Source organism: Streptomyces sp. NPDC059534 (assembly GCF_042743475.1).
Taxonomy (GTDB): Bacteria; Actinomycetota; Actinomycetes; order Streptomycetales; family Streptomycetaceae; genus Streptomyces.
Genome location: NZ_JBHWAQ010000097.1, coordinates 1 through 5,803 on the forward strand (window position 1 = coordinate 1; position 5,803 = coordinate 5,803).

1 protein-coding gene is annotated in these 5,803 nt (G+C 76.1%); it reads left to right on the forward strand.

All coding sequences use genetic code 11. The annotated features are described in order from the left end of the window. On the forward strand, positions 1 to 5,803 hold a 5,803-nt coding region (locus ACFVZH_RS39745; protein WP_384905456.1), incomplete at both ends, for an acyltransferase domain-containing protein.

Consider the following 5,803-nt stretch of genomic DNA (forward strand, 5'->3'; position numbering starts at 1 on the left):
ACTACGCTGCCGCGAACGCCGCGTTGGACGCGCTGGCCTGGCAGCGACAGGGACGCGGACTGCCCGCCGTCTCCGTCGCCTGGGGCCTCTGGGCCCCCGAGTCCGCCATGACCGCGGGCCTCTCCGTGGCCGACCGGGCCCGCCTCGCCGGCGCCGCCGGCACCGTGGCGCTGGAGGCGGAGGAGGGCCTGGCGCTCTTCGACGCCGCACTGCGCGGCGCCGAGCCCGCCGTCGTGGCCTCCCACTGGGACCTCGCCGCGCTGCGGGCCCGCAGCGCCCAGGGCGCGGGTCTCGCCGCCCCCCTGCGCGGCCTCGTCCGCGCCCAGCGCCGGGTGGCGACCGCGGTCGCCGCGAACGGCGCGGGGGAAGGCGGCCTGGCCGCACGCCTGGCGACCCTCACCGGGGACGCCGCACGGCAGGCCGTCGTCGACACCGTCTGCGCCCAGGTCGCGGCCGTGCTCGGCTACGGACCGGACACCGCCGTCGACGTCGAACTCCCCTTCAACGACCTCGGATTCGACTCGCTGACGTCCGTCGAGCTCCGCAACCGGCTGGCCGGCGCCACCGAACTGCGGCTGCCGACGACCGTCGTCTTCGACTTCCCGACACCGCTGGAGCTGGGCCGCCACCTGTACGAGAAGCTGGCCGGCGCCGCGCACGACACCGCCGTCGCACCGGTGGCCCCGCAGACCCCCGCGGTCCCGGTGTCCGACGACGACGCCGTGGCGATCGTCGCGATGGGCTGCCGCTACCCCGGCGGCGTCGCCTCGCCCGAGGACCTCTGGCACCTCGTCATGGACGAGGTGGACACCCTCGGCGACTTCCCGACCAACCGCGGCTGGGACCTCGACACGCTCTTCGGCGCGGAGGGCTCCGGCACCACGTACGTCCGGCGCGGCGGCTTCCTGGAGGACATCAGCGCCTTCGACGCGGGCTTCTTCGGCATCAGCCGCCGCGAGGCGCTGGCCATGGACCCGCAGCAGCGGCTGCTCCTGGAGACCAGCTGGGAGACCGTCGAGCGGGCCGGGATCGACCCGGCCGCCCTGCGCGGCTCCGACACCGGCGTCTTCGTCGGCGTCCTCGCCAGCGACTACGGGCCGCGCCTCGACCAGCCGGTCGGCGGCACCGACGGACACCTCCTCACCGGTACGCAGACGAGCGTGGCCTCGGGCCGCATCTCGTACTCCTTCGGCTTCAACGGGCCCGCGCTGTCCGTCGACACCGCCTGCTCGTCGTCGCTGGTCGCCCTGCACCTCGCCGTGCAGGCGCTGCGCCGCGGCGAGTGCTCGCTCGCCCTGGCCGGCGGTGTGACGCTGATGTCCCGGCCGGGTGCCTTCGTGGAGTTCAGCCGTCAGAACGGCCTGGCCTCCGACGGGCGCTGCAAGCCCTTCTCGGCCGCCGCCGACGGCACCGGCTGGGGCGAGGGTGTGGGCATGCTGCTCCTGGAGCGGCTGTCGGACGCCCGGCGCAACGGGCACCGGGTGCTGGCCGTGGTCCGGGGCAGTGCCGTCAACCAGGACGGTGCGAGCAACGGTCTGACCGCGCCCAACGGTCCGGCGCAGGAGCGGGTCATCCGCCAGGCTCTGTCGGGTGCGGGTCTCTCGCCCGACGCGGTCGACGCCGTCGAGGCGCACGGCACCGGCACGGCGCTCGGCGACCCGATCGAGGCCGAGGCCCTCCTCGCGACCTACGGCACCGGGCACTCCCCGGAGCAGCCGCTGTGGCTCGGCTCGGTGAAGTCGAACATCGGGCACACGCAGGCCGCCGCCGGTGTCGCCGGCGTCATCAAGATGGTCATGGCGATGGACCAGGGCATGCTGCCCGCGACACTGCACCTCGACGAGCGGTCGCCGCACGTCGACTGGTCCGGCGGGACGGTGTCCCCGCTCGCCGAGGCGCAGAAGTGGCCCGAGACGGACCGGCCGCGCCGGGCCGCCGTGTCGTCCTTCGGCATCAGCGGCACCAACGCCCACGTCATCCTCGAACGCCTGCCGGAAGCCGCACCGGAGGTCCCGGCCGAGCCGGCCGACCGGACGCTGCCCGCCGTCGCCTGGCCCGTCTCGGGCCGGGGCGCCGACGCGCTCGCCGGCCAGGCCGCGCGGCTCGCCGCCGTGCTCCCCGGCACCGACCCGACCGACGCCGCCGTCTCCCTCGCCGGCCGGACCGTCTTCGACCACCGCGCGGTGGTCGTAGGCTCCTCCGCCGACGAGCTGCTGGCCGGTCTGACGGCGCTCGCCGAGGGCGCCGAGGCCCCGCACGTGGTCCGGGGCACCGGCGGCCGCCACCGCAACCGCCCGGTGTTCGTCTTCCCCGGCCAGGGTGCGCAGTGGGCCGGCATGGGAGCCGAACTGCTCGACTCCTCGCCCGTCTTCGCGGCGGCGATCGCCGACTGCGAGGCCGCGCTCGCCCCGCACGTCGACTGGTCCCTGACCGAGGTCCTGCGGGCCGCGCCCGAGGACAACCGGCTCGACCGGGTCGACGTCGTGCAGCCGGTGTCGTTCGCCATGATGGTGGCCCTCGCCCGGCTCTGGGAGTCCGCGGGCGTCACCCCCACCGCCGTGATCGGCCACTCGCAGGGCGAGATCGCCGCCGCGCACGTCGCCGGCGTCCTCACCCTGGAGGACGCGGCCGCCGTCGTCGCCCTCCGGGCCCGCGCGCTGACCGCCCTGTCCGGGCGCGGCGGCATGGTCTCCGTACCCCTGCCGGAGGCGTCCGTCCGCCCGCTGCTCGCGGAGTGGGCCGGACAGCTGGAGATCGCCGCCGTGAACGGCCCCTCCCTGGTCATCGTCAGCGGTGACGCCGAGGCCCTCGACGGCTTCCTCGCCGCCTGCGAGCGGGACGAGGTCGGGGCCCGCCGGATCCCGGTGGACTACGCCTCCCACTCGCACCACGTGGAGCGCATCGAGGACGAACTCGCCGCACTCCTCGCCGGCATCGCCCCGCGTCCCGGCCGTGTCCCGCTGTTCTCCACGGTCACCGGAGAGCCCGGGACCGTCACGGACACCGACGCCGGCTACTGGTACCGCAACCTGCGCCGCCAGGTCCGCTTCGAGACCGCCGTCCGCACCGCGCTGACCGCCGGGCACGACGCCTTCGTCGAGGTCAGCCCGCACGCCGTGGCCACCGTCGGCGTCGCCCAGACGGTGGAGGACGCCTCCGCCGACGCGGCGGTGCTCACCACGCTCCGGCGCGGCAACGGCGGCTGGACCCGCGTCCTGACCAGCCTCGCCGAGGCGTACGCGGCCGGTGTCGCGGTCGACTGGAACGCGGCGCACGCCGGGGCCGGCGGCCGCCGGATCCCGCTGCCGACCTACGCCTTCCAGCACCAGCGCTACTGGCTGGAGCAGCACGCCGAGGACGCGGTCGACGTCACCGGCGCCGGTCTCGACGGCACCGGCCACGGGCTGCTCGGCGCCGCGGTGCCGGTCGCCGGCGGCGACCGCTGGCTCTTCACCGGGCGGGTGTCCCCGAAGACCCACCCGTGGCTGGCCGACCACGCCGTCGGCGGCACGGTCCTCCTGCCGGGCACCGCCTTCGCCGAGATGGCGGTCCGCGCCGCGGACCAGGTCGGCTGCACCGTCGTGGCCGAACTGACCCTCCACGAGCCGCTGGTCCTGCCCGCGGGCGAGGGGGTCCGCCTCCAGCTGTGGGTCGACGAGCCCGACGAGCGCGGCCACCGGCAGATCACCGTCTCCTCCTGCCCCGACCAGGCCGACGGCCTCGGCCAGGAGTGGACCCGGCACGCCGTCGGCGTCCTCGCCGACGAGCCCGCGCACCCCGCGGGGGCCGACGCGGACGCCGGTGACCTGATGGCGTGGCCGCCGGCCGGCGCCCGCCGGGTGCCCGTCGAGGGCCTGTACGAGCGGCTCGCCGACGCCGGCTACGGCTACGGCCCGGTCTTCCGGGGCCTCGGCGCCGTGTGGCAGCGGGGCGACGACCTCTTCGCCGAAGCGGCGCTGCCCGAGACGGCCCGCGGCCAGGCCGACCGGTTCGGTCTGCACCCGGCGCTGCTGGACTCCGCCCTGCACGCCCTCCTCGCCGGCGACTGGTTCGCCCGGCCCGACGGCGGGCACGCCGTCAAGCTGCCCTTCGCCTGGACCGGTGTGCGACTGCACGCCTCCGGTGCCTCCCTGCTGCGGCTGCGGCTGCGGCGTACCGGGGAGGACGAGGTGGCCCTGCTGGCGGCCGACGCCACGGGAGCGCCCGTGGCCACGGTGGACGGCCTCGCGCTGCGCGACCTGACCGGGACGCCGCGGCGGACGACGGCGGCCCGCCGCCATCTGCACACGGTGGAGTGGAAGCGTGCGGAGGAGACGGACTCCTCCCGCACGAGCGGCCGTTGGGCCGTGGGCGCGGGCCTCGACCCGCTGCCGGCCGCCCTCGCCGGCCTCGGTGCCACGGTGGCCGCGTACCCCGGGGCCGCCCTCACCGGCGAAGCCCCCGAGGTGGCGGTGATCGCCGCGGGCCGGGGCGGCTCGGTGGGCGCGACGGCCGCGGAGACGCTGGCCGTGGTGCAGGAGTGGCTGGCCGAGGACGCCTTCGCGGGTGCCCGGCTGGTGGTGGTGACGCGCGGTGCTGTGCGGACGGGTCCGGCCGAGCCGGTGGATCCGGCGCAGGCCGCGGTGTGGGGTCTGGTGCGCTCGGCGCAGTCGGAGAACCCCGACCGGTTCGTCCTCGTCGACCTCGACGAGCGCGACGGCCTGGACGGCCTCGCCGGAGCCCTGGTCTCCCTGCTGGCCACGGACGAGCCCCAGGCGGCCGTCCGCGACGGTCGGCTCCTGGTCCCGCGCCTGGCGCGTGCGGCCGAGGACGGCGTCCTGGTGGCGCCGGCGGGCGAGCCGGCCTGGCGCCTTGAGGCGACCGGCGACGGCACCCTGGACGGGCTCACGCTGGAGCCCCGTGCGGAGGCGCTGCGCCCGCTGGAGGCGGGCGAGGTCCGGATCGGCATCCGTGCCGCGGGCCTGAACTTCCGTGACGTCGTCGTCGCCCTCGGCCTGGTGCCCGGTCTGACCGGACTGGGCGGCGAGGCCGCCGGTGTGGTCCTCGAAGTGGGCCCGGGTGTCACCGGGCTCGCCGTCGGCGACCGCGTCCTCGGCATGATTCCCGACGCCTACGGCCCCGTCGCGGTCGCCGACCGGCGCACGGTGGTGCGGATGCCGGAGGGCTGGTCCTTCGCGCAGGCCGCGGCCGTCCCGGCCGTGTTCCTCACGGCGTACTACGGGCTGGTGGAGCTGGCGGATCTGCGGTCGGGCGAGTCGGTGCTGGTGCATGCCGCGACGGGTGGTGTGGGCATGGCCGCGGTGCAGCTGGCCCGGCACCTGGGTGCGGAGGTCTTCGGAACGGCGAGCCGTGGCAAGTGGGAGGTGCTGCGGGGCCAGGGTCTGGACGCGGAGCACATCGCCTCCTCGCGTGACCTGGAGTTCGAGCAGCGGGTGCTGGAGGCCACCGGTGGCCGCGGCGTGGACGTGGTGCTCGACTCGCTCGCGGGTGAGTTCGTGGACGCGTCGCTGCGGGCGCTGGGTGGCGGCGGTCGTTTCATCGAGATGGGCAAGACCGACATCCGTGACGCGGACGAGGTCGCGGCCGCCTACCCCGGCGTCGCCTACCAGGCGTTCGACCTCCCCAGCCTCGACGCCGCACGCATCGAGACCATGCTGGCGGAGATCATGCGCCTCTTCGAAGCGGGCGTCCTCGCGCCGCTGCCGGTGACGACGTGGGATGTGCGGCGGGCGCCGGAGGCGTTCCGGTATGTGAGTCAGGCGCGTCATGTGGGCAAGGTGGTGCTGACGGTTCCGCGTGAGGT